Raw genomic sequence first — 23777 nt, 5'->3', positions numbered from 1 at the left:
GGCGCCAGCGCATCGTGTCAGGTGCCGTTCGCGTGCACTTTTGGTTCATCGTGTGAACTCGAAGTTCACCCCGTCTGCCCCGAGTCCTTGAACCGAATGTCATCACGCGGCTCGGCGAGGGTGATGGGCATCGACCTCTTCGACGCGCACGACGATCACGCTGACATTGTCGAGGCCGCCGTTCTCGTTGGCGAGCCGGACGAGCGCTTCGGCCATCTCCTTCGGTGTAGGTAACTCGACGAGCACCTGCTCGATCTTCGCGTCGTCGACCATCTTGGTGAGTCCGTCGGAGCAAAGCAGGTAGACGTCTCCGGGCCGAGGCTTGGCGAGGACCACGTCGATGGCCACGGTTGGCCAAATGCCTACCGCGCGACTCAGATGAGCCGCTCCCTCACCCGTGATCCCGAGCTCGTCGCGCATGGTGTGGTCGGACGTCATTCGGCGGAGGCGGCCGTCGCGTAGCCGATACGAGCGGCTGTCACCGACGTGCCCCAGATAGACACGCTGCTTGTTCGGTAGGAATCGGGCGGCGCAGACCGTCGTGCCCATTCCCTCGAGCTGTCTGTTCTCCGCCGCCTGCGTGAGGATGGCGTCGTTCGCCATCTGGATGGCTCGCGCGAGTTCCGATGCGCGGCGTGGAATCGATTCGTGGGGTTGGCCTTGGAAGTCGCTATCTTTGAAGGCCTGCTCGATCGTTTGGATGGCCAGGGCGCTGGCGACCTCGCCACCGCGGTAGCCGCCCATGCCGTCGGCGATCACGAAGAGTCCTTCGTCTTCGAGGGCGAGGAGCGCATCTTCGTTGTTCTTCCGGCGCAGCCCTCGGTCCGTCCGACCGCTGGCGGTCACGAGGATGAGGGCTCGGGCTTGCGTGGGCTCGTCGACGGCGGCGTCCTCGTCGTAGAGGATCGTCTGGGTGGGAGGCGTGAGCTGCGCGCGCTTCGGAGAATTGCCGATGCGCGTCGGATCGACCTCCTCCTCGTCTTCGTCGAAGCAGAGAAGCGGGAGATGGGATTCGCTCCGGGCGGGCGCCGGCTTCGAGGGGGGCGTACTGCGCGCGGGGGCCGGTTTCGAATCGCGCCTTGTCGTCTTGACCGGCTTCTCGTCCTCGCTTCGTCCAGTGACTGGGGCACGCCTTCCGTTTCCGGAAACGACGAGTGTCACGACGAAGATGCCGAGGAGCGCAACGGCAACGATGAGTTCCTGCGGGTGATCGAACATTCTTCGTTCGTCGTCGAATGCAACGAGCGAGCCTCGTCAGAGCTTCGGCATCGTGAACAGCCAGTAGAGTGCTGTGCACGTGGCGACGAGCGCAGCGACCACGCTCGCGACGAGGATTGGGTTTCGTCGCAAGGACCTCGTCGGCGTCACGCTCGCCGACGTCGCACGTGACACACGCGCGGGTGGAAGCGTGATGCGTGCGCGATCGATCGGCGTGGGAAGGGCGGGCGGGGCGGGGACTCGTTCGAGTTCGAGCGCGGGGGCGCTGTCATGCGGATCGAGGTTGAGGGCGGCCTGCATCCTCTCCGACAAGACGGTGGCTTCGAGAGGCTCGTCCTCGTCGCGATCGCATAGTGACGCGACCTCGCTCGCCGATCTTCGGAGGCCTCCGAGGGATGGCGTGGGGCGAATACCCGAGGCTTGCGAGATGGCGGCGTACGCCTTCTCGACGTCGCTCCTTTCGTCGCGGGCGCTCTCGAAGATCTGATCGATGTGGGACTTGGCCAGCGTTCCCACCCTGGTTGGCGCGCTGTACGCGTCGCCCTCGCCGGGAGGTGGCGGGGTGGTGTCGACCCTGTAAAGGTTGGCTTCCGAGTCGCTCGAGCCGTCGTCCATCGGGGTGCGCTGCGCAATCGGGGACATGGAAGACCTCAGTGGCGAGCCGCCCTCGCCGTCGTCGTCGTCGCGACGTCGCGCGGTCGGAATCGACGTGCATCATCGATTCACTCGGTACCCGTCGCGACGCTGCGTCGGCCGAGACTGCAAAGCTCGTGCTACGCGCCCCACGCGTCGGCTTGTCCGCGAATAGGGGGAGGCTGTCGCCCGCCTCTCCACAGCGTTGTGGCCGTCGCGGTCACTGTCAGTCCTGCGGCAACGGAAGCCGAGAGCTCACTGTCGGTCGTTTCTCACCTGCGGAAACGGAAGCCGAGCCGAGACCCTCACTGTCGGTCGTTTCACATTCGGCTGAGCTTGAGCCTCACTGTCGGTCGTTTCTCGCTCGGCTGAGTTTCGCTGTCGGTCGTTTCACATTCGGCTGAGCTTCGTGGAAAGAAGGTGTGGCGTGCTGCGGCAGTCGGGAAATTCCTTTTGCCGGGCCCAGGAATGGGCGTAGCCTCCGATGGACTGACACGTCAGTTCAGCCGGCGAGCACGGCAGTACGCTCGTCGGCACCTCACTGAGGGGTGCACCGCTTGGCTCGGCCGCGCTGTGTTCCCCGCTCGCGTGAACACGGAAACGAAGCCCTAAGGCTTCGCTTTCGGGAAACAGGGAGAGCGCATGGGTCTCGGAGAACGCTTCCTCGCGATCGGCATGGACGTCGGCAGCACGACGGTGAAAGCCACGGTTGTCGATCCGGAAACGAAGGCGATCCTCTGGAGCGACTACCAGCGCCACCACACGAAGCAGCCCGAGAAGGTTCTCGAGCTCCTCGAGCAGATCATGGGGTCGTTCCCCGATCACCCGAAGGGCGCGTGGAGGATCTTCCTCACCGGCTCGGGCTCGGCGCCCCTCGCTCCGTCGACCGGCGGCAAGTTCGTGCAGGAAGTGAACGCGGTCACGCTGGCCGTCGAGCACCTCCACCCGGATGTGGGCTCGGTCATCGAGCTCGGCGGACAAGACGCCAAGATCATCATGTTCAAGACGGACGAGAAGACGGGCGAGAAGACCGCCCTCGCGTCCATGAACGACAAGTGCGCGTCCGGAACGGGCGCCACCATCGACAAGTGCTTCTTGAAGGTCAACGCGCCGCCGGAGCTCGTGACCACGCTCCGCTTCGACGACTCCAAGCTCCATCACGTCGCCGCGAAGTGCGGCGTGTTCGCAGAGACGGACATCGTCAACCTGATCAAGAGCGGCATCCCCTCGACCGAAGTTCTCTGCTCGCTCGCCGACGCGATCGTCATGCAGAACTTGAGCGTCCTCACCCGAGGCAACACGCTCAAGGCCCGCGTGCTCCTGCTCGGCGGTCCGAACACGTACCTGCCGTTCCTCCAGGATTGCTGGCGCCTGCGCATCCCGCAGGTCTGGGCGGAGCGCGGCTACGACTGGCCGAAGGACAAGCCGATCGAAGAGGTCGTCTTCGTCCCCGAGAACGCGCAGTACTACGCCGCGTTCGGCGCCGTCCTCTACGGTCTCCACGAACCGGCCGAAATCGGCTGGCTGAAAGGCCTCGGGGATCTGCGCGAGTACATCACCACGGGCCGCAAGGCGCGCCTCGGTGAGACCGCCGGCCCGCCGCTCTCCAAAACCGAGTTGGAGCTCGAAGAGTTCCGCGAGCTCTACAAGATCCCGAGGTTCGAGCCCGTGAAGCTCGAGCCCGGTCAGGTCGTACGCGGCGTCATCGGCCTCGACGGCGGCTCGACGTCATCGAAGGCCGTCATCGTCGACTACGAGACCGGCCAGATCCTCACGAAGGGCTACCAGCTCTCGAAGGGCAACCCGATCCAGGACACGAAGGAGCTCCTCGCGCAGCTCAAAGAGTACGTCGAGAAGCAGGGCGCCACGTTCGAGTGCATGGGCTTCGGCGCCACGGGCTACGCCGCCGACGTGCTCGAAGAGTGCGTGAAGAGCGACGTGAACATCGTCGAGACCGTCGCTCACATGATGAGCGCCGTGCACTACTTCGGCGACGTCGACGTCATCTGCGATATCGGCGGACAGGACATCAAGGTCCTGTTCATGAAGAACGGCGACATCGCCAACTTCCGCCTCTCGAACAGCTGCTCGGCCGGTAACGGCACGCTGCTCCAGGCGACCGCCGAGTCGTTCGGCGTGCCCGTGCGCGAGTTCGCCGACGTCGCCTTCAAGGCCGATCTCGCGCCGAAGTTCAGCTACGGCTGCGCCGTCTTCCTCGACACCGACCGCGTCAACTTCCAGAAGGAAGGCTTCTCGAAAGAGGAGATGCTCGCCGGTCTCGCGCAGGTCCTTCCGAAGAACGTCTGGCAGTACGTCGTTCAGATCCCGCGCCTCGCGTCGCTCGGAACGAAGTTCGTTCTGCAGGGCGGCACGCAGTACAACCTCGCGGCCGTCAAAGCGCAGGTCGACTACATCAAGGAGCGCGTGCCGAACGCCGAAGTGTTCGTGCACCCCCACACCGGTGAGGCCGGCGCGATCGGCGCGGCGATGGAGACGATCCGCGTCGTGAAGCGTCGCGGCAAGTCGACCTTCATCGGCGTCGATGACGCCATCAATCTCGAATACACGACGAAGAACGACGAAGAGACCGTCTGCCACTTCTGTCCGAACGAATGCAAGCGCACGTTCATCGACACGAGGACGCCCGACGGCCGCTCGAGCCGCTACATCGCCGGTTTCTCCTGCGAGAAGGGCACCGTCGAGAGCAAAGAGGCGATGCTCGACCTCGTCGCCGAGCGCAAGAAGACCGCGCAGCAGTTCCCCAACATGGTGGACTACGAGGCGAAGCGCGCCTTCATGCACTTCTACACGCCCGCGCCTCAGCCCGAAGATGGCTCGCCCATCAAGGACATCGAGGTCAAGAAGGGCATCTTCGGCCAGCGACGCGTGGAGATCACGCGACCGTTCAAGCGCTCGCCGAAGGAGGCGCAGGAGATGCGCCGCCGTACGCGCATCGGCATCCCGCGCGTCCTGAACCTCTATTCGACGGCGCCGTTCTTCCGCACGTACTTCGAAGCGGTCGGCATCCCGAAGCAGAACGTCGTCTTCTCGGAGGAGACCACCGAGGAGATGTGGGTCGAGGGTGGCAAGTACGGCTCGATCGACCCGTGCTACCCGTCGAAGGTCGCGCAGGCGCACGTCCACAACCTGCTCTTCCACGCGCACACGGAGAAGAAGAAGCTCAAGTACATCTTCTTCCCGATCCTCACGCACGTCTCGAACTTCGTGACCGACACGATGGACAACGCAAGCTGTCCGATCGTCGCCGGCGCGCCCGACGTCATGAAGGCCGCCTTCACCAAGGAGGTCGACTTCTTCGCCTCGCGCGGGATCGAATACGTCGACCCGGCCGTGTCGTTCGTCGAGCCGAACCTCATGGCGAAGCGCATGTTCGACACGTGGGGCCCGCGTCTCGGCATCACCGAAGACGAGAACGATCACGCGTGCCGCGAGGCGTGGAAGGCGCTCACCATCTTCGAGAACGACCTGCAGGACAAGGGCAGGGCGATCCTCGAGACGGTCGAAGCGGAAGACCGCGTCGCCATCCTCCTCCTCTCGCGTCCGTACCACTCGGACCCGGGCCTGAACCACGGCATCCCCGAGGAGTTCCAGGTTCTCGGCTACCCGGTGCTCAGCATCCGCTCGGTCCCGAAGACGCGCGAGTACCTCGATCGTTACTTCAAAGAGGAGCTCGCGAGCGGGCAGCTCAAGACGCCCCTCGAGCTCAATCACGTCTGGCCGGAGAACTACTCCGTCAACAGCGCGCAGAAGGTGTGGGGCGCAGTCTTCGCGGCGCACCACCCGAACGTGGTCGTCCTCGACCTCTCCTCGTTCAAGTGCGGTCACGACGCGCCGGTCTACGGCCTCATCGACTCGATCATCGAGAAGTCGAAGACGCCGTATGCCGCGCTCCACGACATCGACGCGAACAAGCCCGCCGGCTCGATCAAGATCCGCGTCAAGACGTACGCCCACGCCCTCAAGCTGCACGAAGAACGCTTGCAGGATGCACGTACCAAGCGCGACGAGCTCTCGCACGCGATCGACAAGAAGCGTCTCGAGCTCCTCGAGCTCAAGGCCAAGCAGCTCAACGAGCGCCGCGTGCAGGACAAGGCGCTCTTCGACCAGATCGAAGCGATGCGCGAGAAGGTACGTGCTTACGTGCCGTTCAAGCGCGCTCCCGAGGCTGCTCCCGCGCCCAAGGGCATGGTGAAGCTCGGGAAGAAAACGAAGGACGGAATCGTTCGCCTCGACGTTCCGGCCCCCTCGGACGCGGACCTCACTTCGCAGGTCCACACCAAAGCGGCTGCGCCGGCGGATGCCAGCAGCGCCGCTGAATGATCGCCAAGTTCCAGAAGCTCAGTAGCCACTCTCAAGTCACTCGGAGACTCCCATGAGCAACCAGACCACCTTCACCTCGAACGGCACGAAGAAGAAGCTCCCCGTCAGTGGTCAGACCATGGACCTCGACGCCGAGCTCGCGAAGTTCGAAGCCGACGAGCGCAAGCGCCTCGGTCTCGATGGTGCGACGGAGCACTGGGTCGAAGAGATGGTCGGCCTCGGCTTCAAGAAGTCCGAGCGCGCGAAGATCACGATGCTCATCGGCGGCCTGACGCTCGCGCACGACTACCTCATCGAGGGTGCGCTCAAGGGCGTCGGCTACAACGTGCAGATGCTCGACGCGCCGGACAATGCCGCCTTCCAGGTCGGCAAGGAGTTCGGCAACCGCGGTCAGTGCAACCCCACGTACTTCACCGTCGGCAACCTGGTTCAGTACCTCATCATGCTGCGCGAGAAGCACGGCATGACGAACCAGGAGGTCGTCGACAAGTTCGTGTTCCTGACCGCCGGCGCCTGCGGCCCCTGCCGCTTCGGCATGTACGTCACCGAGTACCGCAAGGCCCTGCGTGACGCTGGCTTCGACGGCTTCCGCGTCATGCTCTTCCAGCAGACGGGCGGCCTCAAGCAGGCGACGGGCGACGACGTCGGCCTCGACCTGAACCCCACGTTCTTCTGGGGCATCGTCAAGGGCATGATCGCCGGCGACGTCATCAACGCGTATGGCTACCGCGTTCGCCCCTACGAGAAGGTGAAGGGCTCGACCGACGAGGCGCTCGAGAAGGCGAAGAAGGTCCTCTACGACGCCCTCGAGAACCGCACGAACATCATGGCGGCACTCTGGAAGTGCAAGCCGATCCTCGCCGGCGTCGAGGTCGACAAGACCATCGCGAAGCCGAAGGTCAGCATCATCGGCGAGTTCTGGGCGATGACCACCGAGGGCGACGGCAACTACCAGCTCCAGCGCTTCCTCGAGCAGGAAGGCGCCGAGTGCGACATCCAGCTGGTCGCCGCGTGGCTCCTCTACACGCTCTGGGAAGTCCGCAACGACGCCAACGAGCGCGCGAACCTCCGCGAGATGGACTTCGCCAAGTACGGTCTTGGCGGCGGCGGCCCGCTCGCCGTGTTCCAGAAGATGGCGATCAGCCACGGCGGCGACTTTGCCGTTCGCGCGCTCTTCCAGACGTTCGCGCATGCGGCCGGTCTCTACGGCTACAAGCTCGCGGACATGGACAAGATCGCGTCGATCAGCCACGAGTACTACAACAACGATCTCCGTGGCGGCGAAGGCCACATGGAAGTCGGCAAGCTGATCTTGAACGTGGTCAACCAGAAGGCGCACATGACGCTCAGCGTGAAGCCCTTCGGCTGCATGCCGAGCGCGGGCGTCTCCGACGGCGTCCAGAGCGCGATCACCGAGAAGTTCCCCGGCACGATCTTCTGCCCGGTCGAGACCAGCGGCGACGGACGCGTTAACTTCTACTCGCGCGTGCAGATGTACCTCTTCAAGGCGAAGCAGGCGGCGCAGAACGAGTACGAGCGCGCCCTCGAAGAGCACGGCGTGACGAAGGAGCAGGTTCAGTCCTTCCTCGAGTCGAGCCCGCGCTTCCGCAGCCCGCTCTACAAGGCGGCGCACCACTACGCGGGCAACAACGCCGACATGGTCGCGGCGGTCGCTCCCTACATCACCAAGACGCGCAGCGAGCGCTGGCGCGAGCGCCTCGTGAAGTTCGCGAACGGCAGCAAGGACGCGGCGCAGAAGACGCCGCACGTCGTCGTGAACCTCTTCCAGACCGCCGTGAAGGAGGCCCCCGCGGTCGCCGCTCGCGTGAAGGAAGACCTCACGATGTTCCGCGAGATGCGCGCCGAGAAGAAGCGCGCGGCCGCGAACACCAACGCCGTCTCGACGCTCGACGCCGCCGCCGAAGAGTAGTCGACACGTTCGCCGAGCAAGGCGAGTGAAAGGGCGCGCTTCCTCCGAGGGGCGCGCCCTTTGCTTTTTGATGATCGGACCGAACGGCACGCGTTTCGAAACGCACGTGGCGCCGGGCAGCCACAGGCCGTGCCCTGATCGCACGCATCGTCAGGCAGGTCCCATCGCACACTTCGTCCGCACAGCGGGGGCGCCGAACAGATAGCGGAGTACCAGGTTCGTCGCTTCGTCCTCGAGGCGCCGGGCAGTGACGAGGTCGGGGCGCTCGATGACGACGCGATGGGTGAGCGCTTCGACCGACGTCTCGACGACGAACGCGGCGATGGCCGGATCGCTCACGACGAGCCGCTTGCGGTGCTGTTCGAGGTAGGCGGTGAGCTTGGCGACGATGACCCTGCTCGTATCCATTGCCGTCTTGATCTTCCCGACGCGAGGAACCTGCTCGACGAGGATTTTGTGGAGTGCGGGATCGACGCGATGGGCATCCACGCTCGCGCGGACGAAGGCTCGCATCGTGTCCGCGGGATCGCTGTCTTCAGCATCCGTGAGCACGCGCTCGGTGCACGCGAGAAGCTCCGTCGTGTGACGTTCGACGAGCGCGGCGACGAGCGACTCCTTGTTCGGAAAGTACTGGTACAGCGAGCCGACGCTGACGCCCGCGCGCTCGGCGATGGCGATGGTGGTCGTGTGGTCGTATCCGCGAGCGACGAGAACGCGAATCGTCGCCTCGAGGATCGACTCGACCATGGCCCTGGAGCGTGCCTGCCGTGGCTTTTTTCTGGGCGTGGTCTTCATGGCCGATCCCGTCTCTTTCAACGCGAATAGCGAATGCGAATGAATGTTCGCATACTTCGTTCGTTGTCATGACGATCCTCGACCTTTCACGATTGCTCGAAACGTTGCCCGAACGCGATACGCGCGCTGGTGTCCGCCATCGCACGACCGGTCTTCAGCGTTCGGACGTTCCCCTTGCGCTCGGCGTCGCGCGTCTGACGACGTCGAGCTCGGAGCGCTTCTGGGAGGTTCACGACGAGGGCGACGAACTGCTCGTCGTGTTGCGCGGCCGGATGGAATTCGTCGTCGAGACGGATGATGGCTCACGCACGACGGAGACGGTTCACGCTGGTCAGGCCATCCACATCCCGCGCGGCAAGGCGCATGTGGGCAAGGTGCTCGAGGACGTGGACGTGCTGTTCCTCACGCCGTCCGAGGGCTCACGCACGTGGGAAGCGTGAGCGTCGCTCGTCAGCGGTGCTCGCTGGGCTCGGACGGCGTGTCGGTGATTTCGACGGTCGGAATTCCGATGATGGTCGCGGCGGGGGCGGCGCTGGACGCGCTCACTGCGGGAGCCGCAGCAGCGACCGGCGCGCGGCGGGACTTCGCGGCAATCGCTCCGCCCAAACCGCCGACCGCGAGGAGTGCCACCACGAGGGCAACGTAGAAGCTCGTCGAACGCCGCTCCGCGGAGGGCGCGTTCGGAACCTGCATCTGTTCTTCTGGAGCAAGCGGAGGCAGCGGCGGGGGCGCATGCCGCGCTCTTCCTCCTGGCGCGCGTTCGGACACCGGAGCGAACGCCGCGGCGATCGTCGCTGGATCCACGTCGCTAATCTCGAGCTCGTTGCGCAGATCGTCGAGATCGATCTGGATGGTGCGATTGGCGTCGACCTTGCCGTCTGGTTTCGTCATGCGCGGGCTCGCGATCAGACTATTCGAAGACGCGACCGACGGGACAGCGTCTCGCCGAGCCCAACCATGAGCACGACGCGCACGTCGCGTGAGCAGTGGAGCTCGATGCGAGCCCGTCGCTCTGCCGGCGATCGAGCCGACATGGCATCGAAAAGGGTGGCACGCGTGATGGCCTCATCGTGGTCAGCAATGCGACCATCGACGCGTCCGACCGCGAGACGCGCGTCACATACGCGCGATCGACGTCCCGCGACATGCTCACGCGAGTGACCAGCGACGCGTAGCGACGTAGCTGCGACCTCTGGTGCGCTGCGCGCGAAACGGCGCAGAACATCCCATCGAAGTTTACGCGCGCGAACGATCGTGACTGCCGGCAGAGCCAACGGTCGATAATGTCGATACATGGAAGCGGTGGACCGGCCCCCGAGCTCCAATCGTGGTGACCGAACCGCGGGCGTTGCGGAAGCGAACTCCGACGGCGGCATGAAGGTCCCGCCGGGTATCGAAGAGGTCGTGCACGCCGTTCCGAGCTCCATCCCTCCGTCGCTGTTCGAGCGCGCGCGCGAGCCGCGCGTGCCGATGGCTGCCAACGTTCCTCGCCCAGTGGCGAAGGCGCCGCCGCCGCTGCCGAGCCGCCCGACGAAGTCCACGATGGTCGCGGCGCCCCGAGTGGAGGTTGCGGGCGACGGCGACCGGGCGACGATCGAAGTGACGGTGCCCGAAGTTTTCTCCAAGCGCGGCGAAGAAGAAGCCCCGAAGCCCGAGGCACCTGCTCCGTACCGGCGGCCCGAGCCATCGTCGTTCCCATTCGTCGAGAAGACGCTCATCCTGGGTTCGTCGTCGCCCGTTGCAGGCGTTGGAGTCGTTGCAGCGGCTGCAGCCGACCTCGCGCCACCTGCGCCGCCCGCGCCCGCGCTACCTGCACCTGCGCCACCTGCGTCACTCGCGCCGCGGCCCGATCGAACGCAGCCGCTCGAGGCGGTGATGCTGCCGGAACCATCGAGCCTCGACGCCGTCGTCACGCATGCGAATGGCCCGTCCAGCAGTGCGAACGTTCGCGTCGTGGCCTCCAACGCGTTCGACCTTTCGCGGCCCACAGTCCCGAGTCTGAACCGTCGCCGGAAGTCACGCGCGACGCGCAACATCGTCGTGGCGCTGGTCGTTTCCGCCGTAGTCGGCATCGGCGTCGTCGCGTTGTTCGTGCCGTCGCTGCCTCGGCAATCCTCCCACGCCCTCGCGAACTCGGTCGACGCACAAAACTCTTTGGATCGCATGCCGGAGCTTCCGGCCGCCACGGCGCTGCCTGCCCAGGCGTCGCTGATTCCGGCGAGCGTTGCACCGACTCCCTTGCCACCGCCGCGCCCTGCAACAAGAGCAAGCGAGTCGAAGTCGTCCGCGTTAGCGACGGCCGAGACCGGTGTCGTCAAGACGGACGGCGCGACACCAGGCAGGCGAATCTTCGTCGATCAGCGAACCGTCGGGCAGACGCCAGAGGCCGTCTCCGTCCGGTGCGGGATCCATCGCATTCGCATCGGTAGCGCCGGCAAAACGCTGGCCGTCGACGTGCCCTGCGGTGGCGAGGTGAGCGTCAGCGATCGCTGAGCTGCGGAGGCTCGTGCGTGGCGATGTCCTCGACCGCGGGCTCCGGCTCCGGCTCGGGCGACGAAGCCTCATGAGCCTCCGGCTCAAGCTGCGTTTCGATGGGCGGTGCAGGCTCGAGTGAGGCCGCCTGGAGTGGCGCGTCGCCTTGCGGCAACGTCGCTTCGACCGCGGGCTCCGGCTCCGGCGAAGGCGCCTCGGCAAGCGCCTCGGGCACGGCCTGCTCTGTCGTTGGCTCCGACGCTGGCGCATCGCCCTGTGGCTCCGGCGGAGGCGCGACGGCCCGACGGCCGCTGACGAGAACCTCTTCACGGCCGGAGGCGTCGACGTGACGAACGAGACGGTACGTCGTGTTTCCGAAGGCCCGCGCGACCTCGGGAGCCGCCACGAGGAGCTGGAGGTCCAACGTGCGGCAGAGATCGAAGAGGACGACGAGGTTGTCCGGCGACAGGCGATTGGCCTCGTCGAGGAAGAGGAAGCGAAGCGTCCCGGTCGGACGATCGGAGCGGAGCACGTTGGCATCGCGCTCCCATTCGGTCAGGACCACCATCATGAGCGCTGCGCCGACGCCGATGGCCTCACCGGTCGACAGACGCGTGGGGGACGCGACCTCCCACTCGCCCGACGCGGCGGCTTTGCGCTGCACTTCGACGACGAGGTCGAGATACTCGCGATAGTCGAGAATGCGCTGCGCGCCTGCGCGCCCGCCGCCGCCGTAACGACGGAACACTTCGGCCAGCGCGTCCTCGAAGGGAAGGTCCGCCTGGAAGAGCAGCTCCTGGACCTCGCCGCCGCGTAGCGCTCGAAGGACGAGCTCCATTCGCTCGACGCGTTTGATGTGGACGCGAATCGCTCCGATGCTGCCGAACGATACGTTCACGAGGTCGCGATTGAGGCGGCGCACGCGGTTCGCCGTTTTTCTGAGCTGGACGTCGATGCCGCGCGCCACGTCTTCGGACGTTCCGCGGAGATCGGTCTCTTGCCGCACGACGCGGTCGCTGAGCACGGTCAGGTCGGCTCTCAAGCGCTCGAGCGCGTCGGCCGGATCGGAGACGTCGGCGAATTGGCTCGGCAGCCGACGCATGACCCACGCGCGCGCCGCGATCCATCCCTCGAGGTAGGCGGCCGGTGCATCGCCGCTACGCTCGAAGGCAGCGTTGACCGCTGCGAGCCCGTCGGCGCCTGTGCGAGCATGCTGGAGGCGCGTGGTGAGGAGGGCACGCTGGGCCCGTGCTTCGGCAAGATGCTCGGTGGGGGAGAGTTCCGACGGCGTCGTACGATGGCGCAAGACACCGGCCGCCTCCGCCAGCTCCGAGAACGCGCGCCACTCGGCTTGCGCCGGGCCGTGTGCCGTGTCGACCTCGGCGGCCCGACGGCGTTCGTCGGTGAGTGCACTCTCGCCTCGAGCCCGGCGCTCGCGCGTGACCGCGATGGCCATCGAGAGCTCGCCTTCGCGCGATGCGAGCTGATCGCGTTCGCTGCCAAGCTGAGCCAGCTCGGCGTCGAGCGCCTCGATCGATGCGTCCGCCGTTTCCTGACCTCCGGCTTCCGCGAGCTCGGCACGGAGTCGGGTGCACGTGCCTTCGCGCGCCGAGCGATCGCCGGCTGCCGCCTGCCAGGCCACGTTCGCGCGCTCCCAGGCCGACTCAGCGTTGCGCAATGCTTCTTCGGACGCGGTGGCCGCCAGGCGAGCCGCGTCGTGCTGCGCTTGGATCGAATCGCGGACGACGCTCCGATCGGCCATGGCCGCATCGACGTCGTCCCACGCGAGTGCCTCCTTGTTGGCGACGACCTCGACGAGTGCGCGCTCGGCCGAATAGAGCCGGTCACGTTCGACGTCGAGCGTCGCGCGCTCTTCTTCGGTGCCCGAAGAACTTTCGGTCGGGCCGTATCGGAGCGCATCGAGCTTCTCGGTGAGGGTGAGGCGGGCGCGGCCGACGCGCTCGAGCTCCGCCGCGGCGGCCTCGGCTTCGCTCCACGCGCGCTCGGCCTCGGCGAGCGCTTCGTCGGGATCGGACGAAATCACCCGATGTGCTTCGGCAAGCAGCTCGAGCAGGCCCGACAGCTTCGTACTCGTCGCGGCCCCTCGTTCCGCGGCTGCGCGTGCGGATGACGAAGCGTCGGCCTCCTCCGTACGCGCTTCCTGCTCACGCTGACGAGCCGCGGCCGCCTTCGGTCGCGGATCACCCGCCGCGAGAAGGGGTGTTTCGGCGAGCAGGCGATCGGCTTCGTGGACGAGACCATCGAGCCTTCGGACGTCGTCGAGCGCCGTGGCCGTCGTCCGCTCGGCGCGCTCGGCCTCGGCGCGGAGCTCGGTGGCACGCTTCGTCCGAGCTTCACGCCCGAGGATGGGTTGGCTGGGCCGCCGCGTGACACGGAGCGCGAGGGCTTCTTTCACGACCACGTCGGTGGTCTCGAGCGATCCGATCTGCTTGCGTGCGGCCTCGACGATGCGTGGCACGTCTTCCTCGGCGACGAGCCACACGGTCTCCGGAGCGGTCGTGCTTTGGGAGAGAGCGTCGGCGGCGGCGCCCGGATCGACCACCACCAGCGCGTGGGCGAGCGGGCCGAGTGCCGCTTCGAGGATCGGGGCTTCGTCGACACCGCTCGTCTCGAAGCGGGAGGCGAGGAGGTCGGCGGCGAGCACGTCTCGAACGGCAAGCAGTTCGTTCGGGAAGCCTCCGGACTGGTCGAGGCGATCGGCGTTGCTTGCCAGCGTTGCTCGCTGGTTCTCCGCCGTCGCGACGGCCGCGCGTGCTCGCTCTCGCTCTTCGGCGAGGGCGCTGCGTTTGCGCGCAATCTCCTCGAACGTCCAGGTTTCGAGCCGCGAGGCGAGGGGGGCGAGCACGTCCCAACGAGGCAATGTGCTTTCGAGTGCCGCGGCCTCGTCGCGCGCCGACGCGGCGTTTCGGGCGGCTTCGGTGGCGCGGGCCTGCGCAGATCGAGCCTCGTCTTCAGAGGTTCGCACCTCGGACTGTGCATTCGCCAAGGCCCGCTCGACCGCCGCGAGTCCGTCGGTGTCGAGCTCGACGCCGAGCGCCGTCGCTCTCGCGCGAACCTTCTTCGCGGCCTCGGCCTGGGCACGTGCATTCGTGCGCTGCTTGCCAAGCGCATCTCTCCTGCTCGCCACGTGCTCGAGCGCATTCAGGCGTGCGAGCTCCTGGCGTGCGAGCTCGTGCGGCTCGGCCGCGTCGACCTCGGACCCTCGCACGGTGGCGAGCGCGGCGCGCGCCGCTTCGTAATCACTTTTCTGGAGCGTCGAAAGTGCGAGCGCACGCTCGGCGCGGGCACGTCGTGTGTCGACGTCGGCCAGTGACGCTCGTACGCGCGTGAGCGCCGCTTCGATGTCTTCGGCAGCGAGCGACGATTCACCGAGGAGCTTCTGCGCCTCGGCAAGACGCGTGCGTGCCGTGCGCTGCGCGTGGGCGCGCCGGTGGAGCTCGTCGAGGCCGGCCTGGAGATCTCCGAGTCCGCTCGCCGCACGAGCGTAGGCCTCGCGTGCGCGATCGCGCTCGGTGATGCGTTCGTCGCGAAGGCGCGTCGCCGTCTCTCGTTCGGCGGCCGCCCGTTCCACGGTCTCCGAAGCCGCGGTCCATTCGGCCGTCGCGACGACGAGCCGTTCGGCGACCGCGCGGGCTGCGACCGTCCTCGTGCGCCTCGTCGTTCGCTCGTCGATCGCGCTGCGCAGCTCGGAGAGGCGCACCGAGACGCGGCTGCGTTCCGCTTCCGACGTTTCGAGCTCGCGCGTGAACGCCGCAACCTGAGCCTCCGCTTCGCGCACGCGTGTGTCGGCGGTATCCTTCTTCGCACGTGCGTTCCGCGCCGTCGCCTCCGTTGCCGCGGCGCACGCCGAGAACATGGCCGATCCCGCCGCGTGGATCGCCATGATCTCCTGCTCGAGCAAGCGTGCTTCAGCGACCTCGGTTCGTGTTCGTCGGCACGCGTCGAGGTTGGCGCGCATGCGAACCAGCGTGTCTGCGAGACCGCTCTCCTCCTTGAGCAAGAAGGACCGAAGCTCGCTCGTGAGCGCCCGCGAGATGCCGCCGGTCATGCTCGTGCGGAGCATGTCGTGGAGCTTCGTGCGCTCCTCGTCGGTGGCGAGTCGAAGCGGATTCACGCCGCGATCGAAGAGCGCTCCGAAGTACTCCTTGGCACTTCCGAAGACCTGCATCTTGCCGCCGCGCGCGACGACGGCGGAGCGGATCTCGTCGAGCTCCGGGATCGCGTCGTGGTCGGCGCCCGACACGAGGAGGATCTCTTTCAGGCTCCCTTGGAGATCGAGCCCACTCACGAGGAACGGCGTCAACTCGAGGGTGGGCTCGGACTTTCGAACGAGCTGCACGCCGGCGACGAGGCGCGAGCCGTCGGCGAGCTCCAGCTCCATCGCCGAATACGACGGCTTTCCAGCCACCCCGAGACGGCCATAGAGGCCGCGATCCCCGCCCGTCGCCGCCGTTTCGCCGAGGTTGGTGAAACGGAGACGTGCGAGGTCGGGCAAGAGAACCACGTACGCGGCGACCATCACGGTGGTCTTGCCCGCGCCGTTCGCTCCTTCGAGCGCGGTCACGTGCCGGTCGAGGAGATAGCGCTCGTAGAAGACACCCTTCCAGTTCACGAGCGCGAGTGCTGTCGCGCACGTGCGACTCACGGAGGCGTCTCCTCGTCGTGGTCGACGACTGGCTCTTCGGTCCCGGGCTCCGGTGTGACGACTTCCTCGTTCACCGCGTCGTCGTCGATAGGCTCGTCGCCCGCTTCGTCGTCGACAGGCCGGTCGCTGCCCGATTCGTCGTCGATGGGCTCTTCGCCGGCCGCATCGTCGTCGACGGGCTCTTCGCTCGTGAGCTCGGCGTCCTCCGCCTCGACGTGGTCCTGCTCGCCATCGGAGTTCGCGTCGTCGAGCGAGCCTTCGGGCATCTCGGCCTCCTCGATCACGAGCTCGCCGGCCGCGACGAGCTCGGCGAGATGGGCTGCAGGAGCGCCGGCACCGCGAAGCGGCTCGGCGAAGCGGAGGAGCGAAGCCCGCAAGCGATAGCGCGCGTCGTCGGCGGCATCGACGAAGCCGAGCGCGGAAAGACGTCGAAGCGCATCGGCAACCTTCGACCGGACCGTCTCGGCCGCGATGCGCTCGTCGTGACGCCGCCGCTTGGGGTTCATCATCTGCACGAGCACGTCCGAGCCGACGACACCGGCGAGATGGCCGAGCACGTGCTCGCGCGTGACGATGCCGCCGGTCTCGACGGTTGCCGGATCGAGATAGAGGAGGGCGAGGGCCTGCCCTACGAGCATCTCGGCAGCCGCCAGATGGCGCTTGCCGAGGCGATCGTTGATGGGCAGGAGATAAAAGTACCCGTCGCTCTTGTGGACGAGCTCGCAGCCGTAGCGTCGATAGAGCGGCTCGAGGTGATCCTGCCCATCGACGAGGAGCGCGTACCAGATCGCGTCGTCACGATCGATGTGGCGCCCTCGTCGCAAGGCGAGGTCGAGCTCGGGGAAGGCGTCGTCGAGGATGACGTCTTCGAGTGTCGCGAAACGTGTCTCGCTCACGACGCTGTCTCCTTCACTGGGTTCCCCGTGATCGGCCAGTCCTCTACGACGATTCCTTCCCCCGCGGCAACCCAAGGACGCTCGGCGACGACCTCGACCGAGGCCAAGTCCGAAACGATCTGCGCCACCTTTCCTGCGGCGCGGAACCGAGTGTCGATGTCGACGTCGGGAGTGCATACCTGAGCCGTCACCTCGGCGAGGCCCGTGGCTCCCGCCGCGAGGGCCGCGCCGATCGAGGCTTGGAGCTCGGCGTCGGGGTTCGTGGGTACTTCGCTGGCGAGCTTCGGCTCGCGCTCTTTCTTGGGGCTCTTCACGACCGGTTTGGGGGCTTCCACGGCGACCGAGCGAAGGAGCGTGAAGGGCGCGGCGCTGGCGATGGTGAGCGCGTATCGCTTGCCCGCGCGTCCTGCGAGCTGCTCGCGAAGACGATGGACGAGCGTACGGCTCGGATCGAGACGAACCACGTCGCGAAGGTAGCGATGGACCCACTCATGGTAGTCGGACCACGCTCGCTGTCTCGCCGCGCCCCATGCAGCCAGGCGTTCGACCTGATCGAGCGCGTCACGCGCGGCGCGTTCGGCTTCTTCCTGCTCGGCGTCGCCGGCGCGTTCGAGGACCTCCTGGAGCAGCTCGCCGAAGCGATGTCCGTGACGAAGGAGGATGTCGTTGAGCTCGTGGAGCATCGCGCTCGTCGTGTCGAGGAGCTTCGTGCATCGCTCGACGGCTCCGAACCAGTCGGCCGCGAGGAGCGCCGCGATCTCGCGCTGGAACTCTTCCTGCTGCAGGTCGAATCCGCGCTGTCGTCGTTCGATGCCGCCGGCGAGCTCGAAGATGGTGACGCGCAGCGGACCGATCACGCCGGTACGCCATGCTTCCTCCGAGTCTGCCGCACGCGTCGCCGCCAGTACACCTTCGAGGCACGCCGTCAACGTGCCGGCGAGCACGTCGAGGCTCTCGCGCGTCAGGGCATCATCTTCGAGGTAGAACCCGATGATGCCGGTCGCGAGTCGGGTGAGCGCATACTCGCCGGCGCGCGTAACGCCCGCACCGTCGACGCGCACGAGAAGCTTCTGATCGCGCAAACGGCGAACGACGTGGGTGGCACGCTTCTTCGCGCCACCTTCTCCACGGCCTTCTTTGGTCAGCGCGACGACTTGATCGAAGACGTCGAGGAGCTGGTCTTCCTGGAACGACGACATCCCCGACCGCTCGGCCCGCACGTGGAGTGCCGCGAGGAAGCAAAGGTCGAGCGTGTGCAGTTCGAGCGCGACGCCGCGACGATGGAGCGAGGTGACGAGGGTACGCGGATCGAGAGCGGACACAGCCACACGTAGGACGGGGCACCCTTGGTAACTCGGCGACCTCCGGGTGTCGAGTCGGGGCGCGTCCGTGGCCCTGGCGGTACGTAAATCAAGGCCTCGAATTGACCTCAGCCACGTCGCCTGAATGGCGAAGCGCGAGCTCTGGCGTGACTCCACTCGCAGGAGGCGCCACCTTCCTCCCTCGCTCCTCGATCGGCGCGCGGATGCGGCTTCTCCCCGCATCTAGCGCATCGCCGGGGACGGTATCGTCCGGTTCGAATGCTGAATACGCGCGTCGTTCTCGGTCTGGCTCTCGTTTCGAGCGTGCTGACGACGGGGTGCTCACTCGAGAAGCTTCGCTCTCGCAAGCGCGGACCCTCGCCATCTTCGTCGGCGGTCTTCGTCGACCCGATCTCCTCCGCCTCGTCCGCGGACTTCGTTCCACCGCCTGCGCCGTCTGCGCCGACGACCCTTCCGCTCGTGCAAATCGAAGGGACCAACGCTTGGGGCTACCCGAAGTCGTATGTCGACAAGGCCGGCTTTCGCTCGCTGCTCTTGCACTCGAAGTTCGACGAGCTCGACCGTTACTTCGCGGAGCTACAGGACGCCTTCGAGGCGGATCCGACGAAGGAATACTGGCCCGTCGATGCCTCCGAGAGCTTCGCATCCACCGAAGCGAAGCTTCGGCCTCTTTTCGACGCGTGGGCCGACCACAGCCCGAGCTCGTTCGCGCCCTACCTGGCCCGCGCCTCTCATTACCTCGGCGTCGGCTACGAGATCCGAGGCTCGAAGTACGTGAAGGACACGCCGCCGGCAGCCCTCGAGGGCATGCGCGTGATGTTCGCGAGAGCGCAGCCGGACATCGAGAAGGCGCTCGCACAAAGGCCGCGACTCGTCGCGGCCTACCGCCAACGCATTCGGATGGACCTTGCGATCGGGAAAGACACGCGCCCGACCATCGAGGCCGCCCTTCGCGTGTGTCCATCCTGTTTCCAGGTGCGCGTGAGCCACATGGTGGCGCTCGAACCGAAGTGGGGCGGCAGCTGGGTCGCGATGCAACGATTCGCGCGGAGCACGGCGCGGGGACAGAAGACGCCGCTCGATTTGCTGGAAGGCTACGTCGATGTGTCGCGCGCCGACGAAGCGTTGGCATCCGACGTCGACGCGTCCGTTCGCTTCGCCGAGAAGGCGCTCGCCCGCGGTGAGCACTGGGAGTTCCTGACTGCGCGAGCGAGGGCTCGACGAGCACGAAAGGAGTATGCACTCGCGGAGGCGGATCTCGTCCGGGCGGACGAGCTGCGACCGATGAATGCCGGAGTGTTACGGCAGCGCGCACAGGTGAGAGCGGATTTGAATGCGTGGGAGGCGGCCGGCCACGACGTTGCGACCTTGCTCTCGTTCGCGCCTGAAGAAGCGGCGTCGGAGAAAGTCGCCACGCGCGTCGTCGAAGGATTGGTCTACGCGGGCTGGCAAGCGCACCTGCAAGGACGCCAAGCAGACGCGGTCCGTCTCTATGATCTCGCGGCCAAGCTCGACCCGAGCAACATCGAAGTCCGCCGGCGTCGACCTTGGGTCATCGCGGGGCCCGACGCCGGGAAGGCGCCGGCGACGGACGATGAGCTAGCAACGCTCGAGGCCGCGGCGCGTGCTGCGCCCGACGACTTCGATGCGCAGCGGGCGTTCGACTATGCGCTTGCTCGCCGAGGGCAGTACGCGCGCGTGATTCCCGTATGGGACGCGTACCTTGCGCGCCATCCGGACGACACGCGTGCCTACGTCGAGCGTGCCGGTGCGCAGCGCCATCTCGGTGACCTGACGCGCGCCTTTGCCGACGTGAACCGGGCGTGCGAGCTCGGGAGCCCCGAAGGCTGCAAGTACGCCAAGCAGCTTCAACCGAAGTAAACGCGGGGACTGGGGGCAGTTCCCCCCGTGGCTGCGCCCAGCCGCGTCACCCGTTCGGGGTAGGGATCAAAGTGAAGCGGTGACGGGATAGATCGCTCGGACGGGGCGCCCGAAGCACCGTTCGTGGAGCCCCGATGACGACGATCGCCGCACGTAGGATGTCTGCCTCGCCCGCGCTTGCCACCGCGACGGCCGGTTCCGAGCCGGCCTACGCCGCTGCCGCTCCGTCGTCGCCCGAGATCAAGGTGACCGACGGTGTGGTGGTTCACCTCGACGTGCTCCGACGTCACCGGCAGACAGCACGTCTGGCGCGCTCGACGTCGTAGACGCTCGCCGCGCATTCGCGACGAGGGCGCGTTGGGCGATCGAGCGCTGCCATTCACTTCGCGTGGCTTTTTCGGCAAGGCGAGGGGAGCGGGCTGCTAGCGTCCGCCGCGTGCGGTCGCTTGGATTCGTTCTCTTCGTGGTTGGGCTCCTCGCGGGCGTCGTCGGGACGTTCATGGGGTGCGGCGCTCTCTTCTCCTGGAATGGTCGCCACCCGATCGCCGTCCACGAGCTCGAAGCCGACAAGCCGCTCCACGCGACGATCGATGTGCAGCCCGGACGTCGCTACACACTCGGCGTCCACGCGGTCGTCGACCGGACGGGGCTCGTCGAAGAGCACGGTGTCCCCGTCGTCGAGGCGAAGTTGCCGTTCGTCGCGTCGATCAACGACTCGTCGGGGACCCAGGTCGTGCGCGTGGCCGGATGGCTCGATCCGCACGAGCCCCGACCGTGCTCTATGGAAACGGGCACAATGTCGACAAGCAGCACGCGCCCGGGGAGCCGCCGCCGGAGCTCGTGATCGAGCGGCTGGTCGGGCCTTGGCCCTCGGCGCAACGTCAGGCCATCTCGTTCGACACCACGCTGGGGGAGGATCGCGTCCAGAAAGTCAGGATCGCGAGCGGTCGGGTGGTCGTTTACGACGACGCCTATCCCGTGTCGATAAAGGTTGCATTTTCGGTCGCAGCGATTGGCGCCGTGATTTGTGGGGCGGGAGCGACCCTTCTGCTCCTCCGAGGGGTTCGTTCCCTCCTTTCACGACGTGGTGGTAATCGCCCCCGTAAAAACGTTTAATGCGGCCACCATGCTTCCCCACCTGACGCGCCGCCGCGAGATTCTCGCGCCCAGTGTCGCTCTGTTGGTTTTTGCAACGCTCACCGTCGGCAGCGAGCAATCGGCTCGTGCGCAGGACGGCACTGCGCCGACCAACGGCACGACGACCACCACGCCCACGCCTTCGACGGCCCCGACGAACAACGCGGAGCCCAAGAAGGATGAATCGGCGAACGGAAAGAAGGACGACAAAGCGGCTTCTGCCGCCGAAACGTCACAGGAGCCGCACGCCGAAGGCGCGGCAACCGAGCACCACGAGGAAGGCAAGGAGCCGAACCAGGCCGTCTATCTCTCGGGTGATCTGGCGTTCGCGCGCGCGGACGTCGGCGCATTCTCGGACAACACCGGTTTCGACAAGACCGGCGCGAACGGCATCGCCTACGGCTTGGGCATCGGGTATCGCAATCGCAGCCTCCGCGTCGGTGCGCGCTTCCGCATCAACGACACGACGGAGTTCAGCCTCTGGTCGGTCATGGCGGAGGTCGGCTACGGCCTGAAGCTCCGTCCCATCGAGCCCGTCTTCGTGTTCCACGCGGGCTACATGTTCGACACCAACATCCAGCGCCCGGTGTTCTCCTCGTCGCTTCCGCAGGGCAACGTCCTCACGCCGGACGTCGATCTCAAGGGCGCGGTGCTCGGTGTCGAGGCGGTGGCGAACTACTGGGCCACCAAGTCGCTTCGTATCGGGCCGTACGTCGGGTTCGACCTCACGATCCTCCACCGCTCGCAGGCCGCTCTCCCGCAGTCGATCTTCCCGATCCCCGACGACGTCCGGAACAACGCGCTCTTCGGCGAGTCCGGTAGCGGTGTCGGTTACGTGTTCAACGTGGGCATCCGAGGCACGGTCGACATCGGCTGGTAATCGCTTCGGCGCGTTGCATCGCTCAGGGCCCGTCGTGCATCACGGCGGGCCCTTCGCCGTTTGTCGGCGGAACGCGCTCGCGCGGCGTCGAACGGTGGATCGTCGAGCAACCGAATCGACACGCGATTGCCCATTGGATTTTGCGACAGCCGATGAATTAACTCGGAAATGTGTCGGTTGCGAGGAATGTGAGACAAGGTCCGACGACGGCATACTGTTCGCAATGCGAGCGGCCACTGGGAGGAAACCATGTCGCTCGATTGGACCAAGAAGACCCGCTGGCTCTCGTTCGTGTCGCTCCTCGCTCTCGCCACCGGCGCGACCATCGGATGCGCGGCCGAGTCGTCGAGCGACGAGCCGGCGACCGATGACGGCACCAGCGTCTCGACCGACGACATCACGCAGGTCGATCAATCGAAGGTCAAGCGCCAGTCGATCGGCAACTGCTGGCTCTACGCGACCACGAGCTGGCTCGAGGCGCTGAACAAGGGCGCCACCGACGTCGAGCAGAACACGTCGGAGTCGTGGCTCACGTACTGGCACTGGTACGAGCAGATCGCGAACGGCCGCGCGGGCAGCGAGATCTCGACGGGCGGTAGCTACGGCACCGCGGCCGACCTCATCGCGCGCTACGGCGTCACGCTCGAGAAGGACTTCATCGCCTCGGAAGCCGAGAGCGAGATGTCGAACCGTCAGTCGACGGCGCTGAACGCCGTCAACGCGGCGCTCAAGTCGGGGGCGCTCAAGGACCCGACCGCGCGCCGCGACAAGGCGCTCGTCCGCAAGGAGCTCGACAAAGCCTGGGGCCTCGACGCCAGCGTCTCGGCGCGCATGGACGCCGTCTTCGGCAAGGCGGTGACGCGCACGCTCGACAAGTCGACCTACGCGCAGAACGCCGCGAAGACGAACAAGATCATCCCGGCGAAGGACTTCCCGGCCCGCCTGAAGGACACCACCACGGGCCAGTTCGTCAAGGCGACACTCGCCGAGGCCATCGGCAAGAGCGGCGGTGGCTGGTGGGCGCAGCGCGAGGGCAAATACGCCTTCAACGAGGTCAACTACCCGCGTGACGCCGCCTCGCGCCGCGCGTTCTGGAAGCGCGTTCAGAAGGCGCTTCATGACGAGGTCCCGGTCATCACGTCGTGGAAGGTCGACTTCAACGCGCTGTCGTCGTCGACCAGTCACTTCTCGCTCGAGGAGCTCCAGCGCCGTGGCCCCGGTCGCCAGGGCGGACACATGACGGTCATGCACGACTACCAAGCCGACGTGCCGGGCTTCGGTCTGCTCAAGGCGGGCGAGCAGGCGACGCCCGAGCAGATGAACGCGGCCCTCGCTGACAGCACGAAGATCTCGTTCGTTCGCGTCAAGAACTCGTGGGGCGGCGTCCGTCCCGATCGCTGGTCCGACGCAGCCATCCCCGGCTACCACGACCTCGACCTCGCCTACCTCGACGGTCCCATCAAGGAGTGTTCGGAGAACGCCAGCGGCGAGACGGACACCCACAACTGCCCGAACGACGTGACTCCGCTTTGGGACGTCGTCCTGCCGGCCGGATACTGACCGCCTCCTGACCGTTCCGCGCAGCGATTCACCATCGAGCGCGACC

16 protein-coding genes are annotated in these 23777 nt (G+C 66.5%); 9 read left to right on the top strand and 7 right to left on the bottom strand.

Annotated features, from left to right (window positions below; genetic code table 11):
* Positions 1 to 102 precede the first annotated feature (102 nt).
* Together AKJ09_RS47545 and AKJ09_RS47540 are read right to left on the bottom strand one after the other, a co-directional pair.
* Positions 103 to 1218, bottom strand: a complete 1116-nt coding sequence (locus AKJ09_RS47545; RefSeq protein WP_146654492.1) for a PP2C family protein-serine/threonine phosphatase — start codon at positions 1216 to 1218, stop codon at positions 103 to 105.
* A gap of 36 nt (positions 1219 to 1254) precedes the next feature.
* Positions 1255 to 1860: a hypothetical protein gene (locus AKJ09_RS47540; protein WP_146654491.1), complete on the bottom strand. Its 606-nt coding sequence runs from the start codon at positions 1858 to 1860 to the stop codon at positions 1255 to 1257.
* 633 nt (positions 1861 to 2493) lie between these two features.
* Here AKJ09_RS47540 and AKJ09_RS47535 point away from each other — a divergent pair.
* Together AKJ09_RS47535 and AKJ09_RS53875 are read left to right on the top strand one after the other, a co-directional pair.
* A complete protein-coding gene (locus tag AKJ09_RS47535; protein ID WP_146654490.1) occupies positions 2494 to 6192 on the top strand; it encodes a BadF/BadG/BcrA/BcrD ATPase family protein in 3699 nt (1232 codons plus the stop codon).
* 52 nt (positions 6193 to 6244) lie between these two features.
* Positions 6245 to 8122 carry a 2-hydroxyglutaryl-CoA dehydratase gene (locus AKJ09_RS53875; RefSeq protein WP_169928524.1) on the top strand — a complete coding sequence of 626 codons (1878 nt, stop codon included), beginning with the start codon at positions 6245 to 6247 and terminating at the stop codon, positions 8120 to 8122.
* A gap of 150 nt (positions 8123 to 8272) precedes the next feature.
* Here the strand turns inward: AKJ09_RS53875 and AKJ09_RS47525 are convergent, their stop codons facing one another.
* Positions 8273 to 8869 carry a TetR/AcrR family transcriptional regulator gene (locus tag AKJ09_RS47525; RefSeq protein WP_240488872.1) on the bottom strand — a complete coding sequence of 199 codons (597 nt, stop codon included), beginning with the start codon at positions 8867 to 8869 and terminating at the stop codon, positions 8273 to 8275.
* A 116-nt stretch (positions 8870 to 8985) separates the two neighbouring features.
* Here AKJ09_RS47525 and AKJ09_RS47520 point away from each other — a divergent pair, with 116 nt between their 5' ends.
* A complete protein-coding gene (locus tag AKJ09_RS47520; protein ID WP_146654488.1) occupies positions 8986 to 9357 on the top strand; it encodes a cupin domain-containing protein in 372 nt (123 codons plus the stop codon).
* 10 nt (positions 9358 to 9367) lie between these two features.
* On the opposite strand, the gene AKJ09_RS47515 is transcribed toward AKJ09_RS47520, so the two are convergent.
* Entirely contained in the window at positions 9368 to 9808 is a 441-nt protein-coding gene (locus tag AKJ09_RS47515) for a hypothetical protein (RefSeq protein WP_146654487.1), read from the bottom strand.
* Between the two features lie 402 nt (positions 9809 to 10210).
* Between AKJ09_RS47515 and AKJ09_RS47510 the strand changes: the two genes are divergently transcribed.
* The gene (locus tag AKJ09_RS47510) at positions 10211 to 11410 is read left to right on the top strand and encodes a hypothetical protein (RefSeq protein ID WP_146654486.1); all 1200 of its coding nucleotides are present in this window, start codon (positions 10211 to 10213) and stop codon (positions 11408 to 11410) included.
* Here AKJ09_RS47510 and mukB read toward each other — a convergent pair.
* From mukB to AKJ09_RS47495, 3 genes are read right to left on the bottom strand one after another with little or no spacing between them, the layout of a single operon-like run.
* Positions 11397 to 16055 carry a chromosome partition protein MukB gene (gene mukB, locus AKJ09_RS47505; RefSeq protein WP_146654485.1) on the bottom strand — a complete coding sequence of 1553 codons (4659 nt, stop codon included), beginning with the start codon at positions 16053 to 16055 and terminating at the stop codon, positions 11397 to 11399. The genes AKJ09_RS47510 and mukB overlap by 14 nt on opposite strands.
* On the bottom strand, positions 16052 to 16951 hold the full coding sequence (locus AKJ09_RS47500; RefSeq protein WP_146654484.1) for a chromosome partition protein MukE: 900 nt from the start codon (positions 16949 to 16951) through the stop codon (positions 16052 to 16054). The genes mukB and AKJ09_RS47500 overlap by 4 nt, the downstream gene beginning before the upstream one ends.
* Positions 16948 to 18279: a condensin subunit MukF gene (locus AKJ09_RS47495; RefSeq protein WP_169928523.1), complete on the bottom strand. Its 1332-nt coding sequence runs from the start codon at positions 18277 to 18279 to the stop codon at positions 16948 to 16950. Before AKJ09_RS47495 ends, AKJ09_RS47500 begins: the two co-directional genes overlap by 4 nt.
* A gap of 252 nt (positions 18280 to 18531) precedes the next feature.
* Here AKJ09_RS47495 and AKJ09_RS47490 point away from each other — a divergent pair, with 252 nt between their 5' ends.
* The 5 genes from AKJ09_RS47490 (at position 18532) to AKJ09_RS47470 (ending at position 23731) form a co-directional block, all read left to right on the top strand.
* Positions 18532 to 20154, top strand: coding sequence for a DUF4034 domain-containing protein (locus tag AKJ09_RS47490; protein WP_146654482.1), 1623 nt, complete (start codon positions 18532 to 18534; stop codon positions 20152 to 20154).
* A 134-nt stretch (positions 20155 to 20288) separates the two neighbouring features.
* The gene (locus AKJ09_RS47485) at positions 20289 to 20480 is read left to right on the top strand and encodes a hypothetical protein (protein WP_146654481.1); all 192 of its coding nucleotides are present in this window, start codon (positions 20289 to 20291) and stop codon (positions 20478 to 20480) included.
* 110 nt (positions 20481 to 20590) lie between these two features.
* Entirely contained in the window at positions 20591 to 20998 is a 408-nt protein-coding gene (locus tag AKJ09_RS47480; RefSeq protein WP_146654480.1) for a hypothetical protein, read from the top strand.
* A gap of 282 nt (positions 20999 to 21280) precedes the next feature.
* Positions 21281 to 22171 (top strand): hypothetical protein, encoded by an 891-nt coding sequence (locus AKJ09_RS47475; protein WP_146654479.1) that lies wholly within the window; start codon positions 21281 to 21283, stop codon positions 22169 to 22171.
* 249 nt (positions 22172 to 22420) lie between these two features.
* Positions 22421 to 23731: a hypothetical protein gene (locus AKJ09_RS47470; RefSeq protein ID WP_146654478.1), complete on the top strand. Its 1311-nt coding sequence runs from the start codon at positions 22421 to 22423 to the stop codon at positions 23729 to 23731.
* Positions 23732 to 23777: the final 46 nt, after the last annotated feature.

The organism is Labilithrix luteola, from assembly GCF_001263205.1.
Classification (GTDB): domain Bacteria; phylum Myxococcota_A; class Polyangia; order Polyangiales; family Polyangiaceae; genus Labilithrix; species Labilithrix luteola.
The sequence above is the reverse complement of the archived record's forward strand: the minus strand, read 5'-3'. Positions and strand labels throughout refer to the sequence as shown.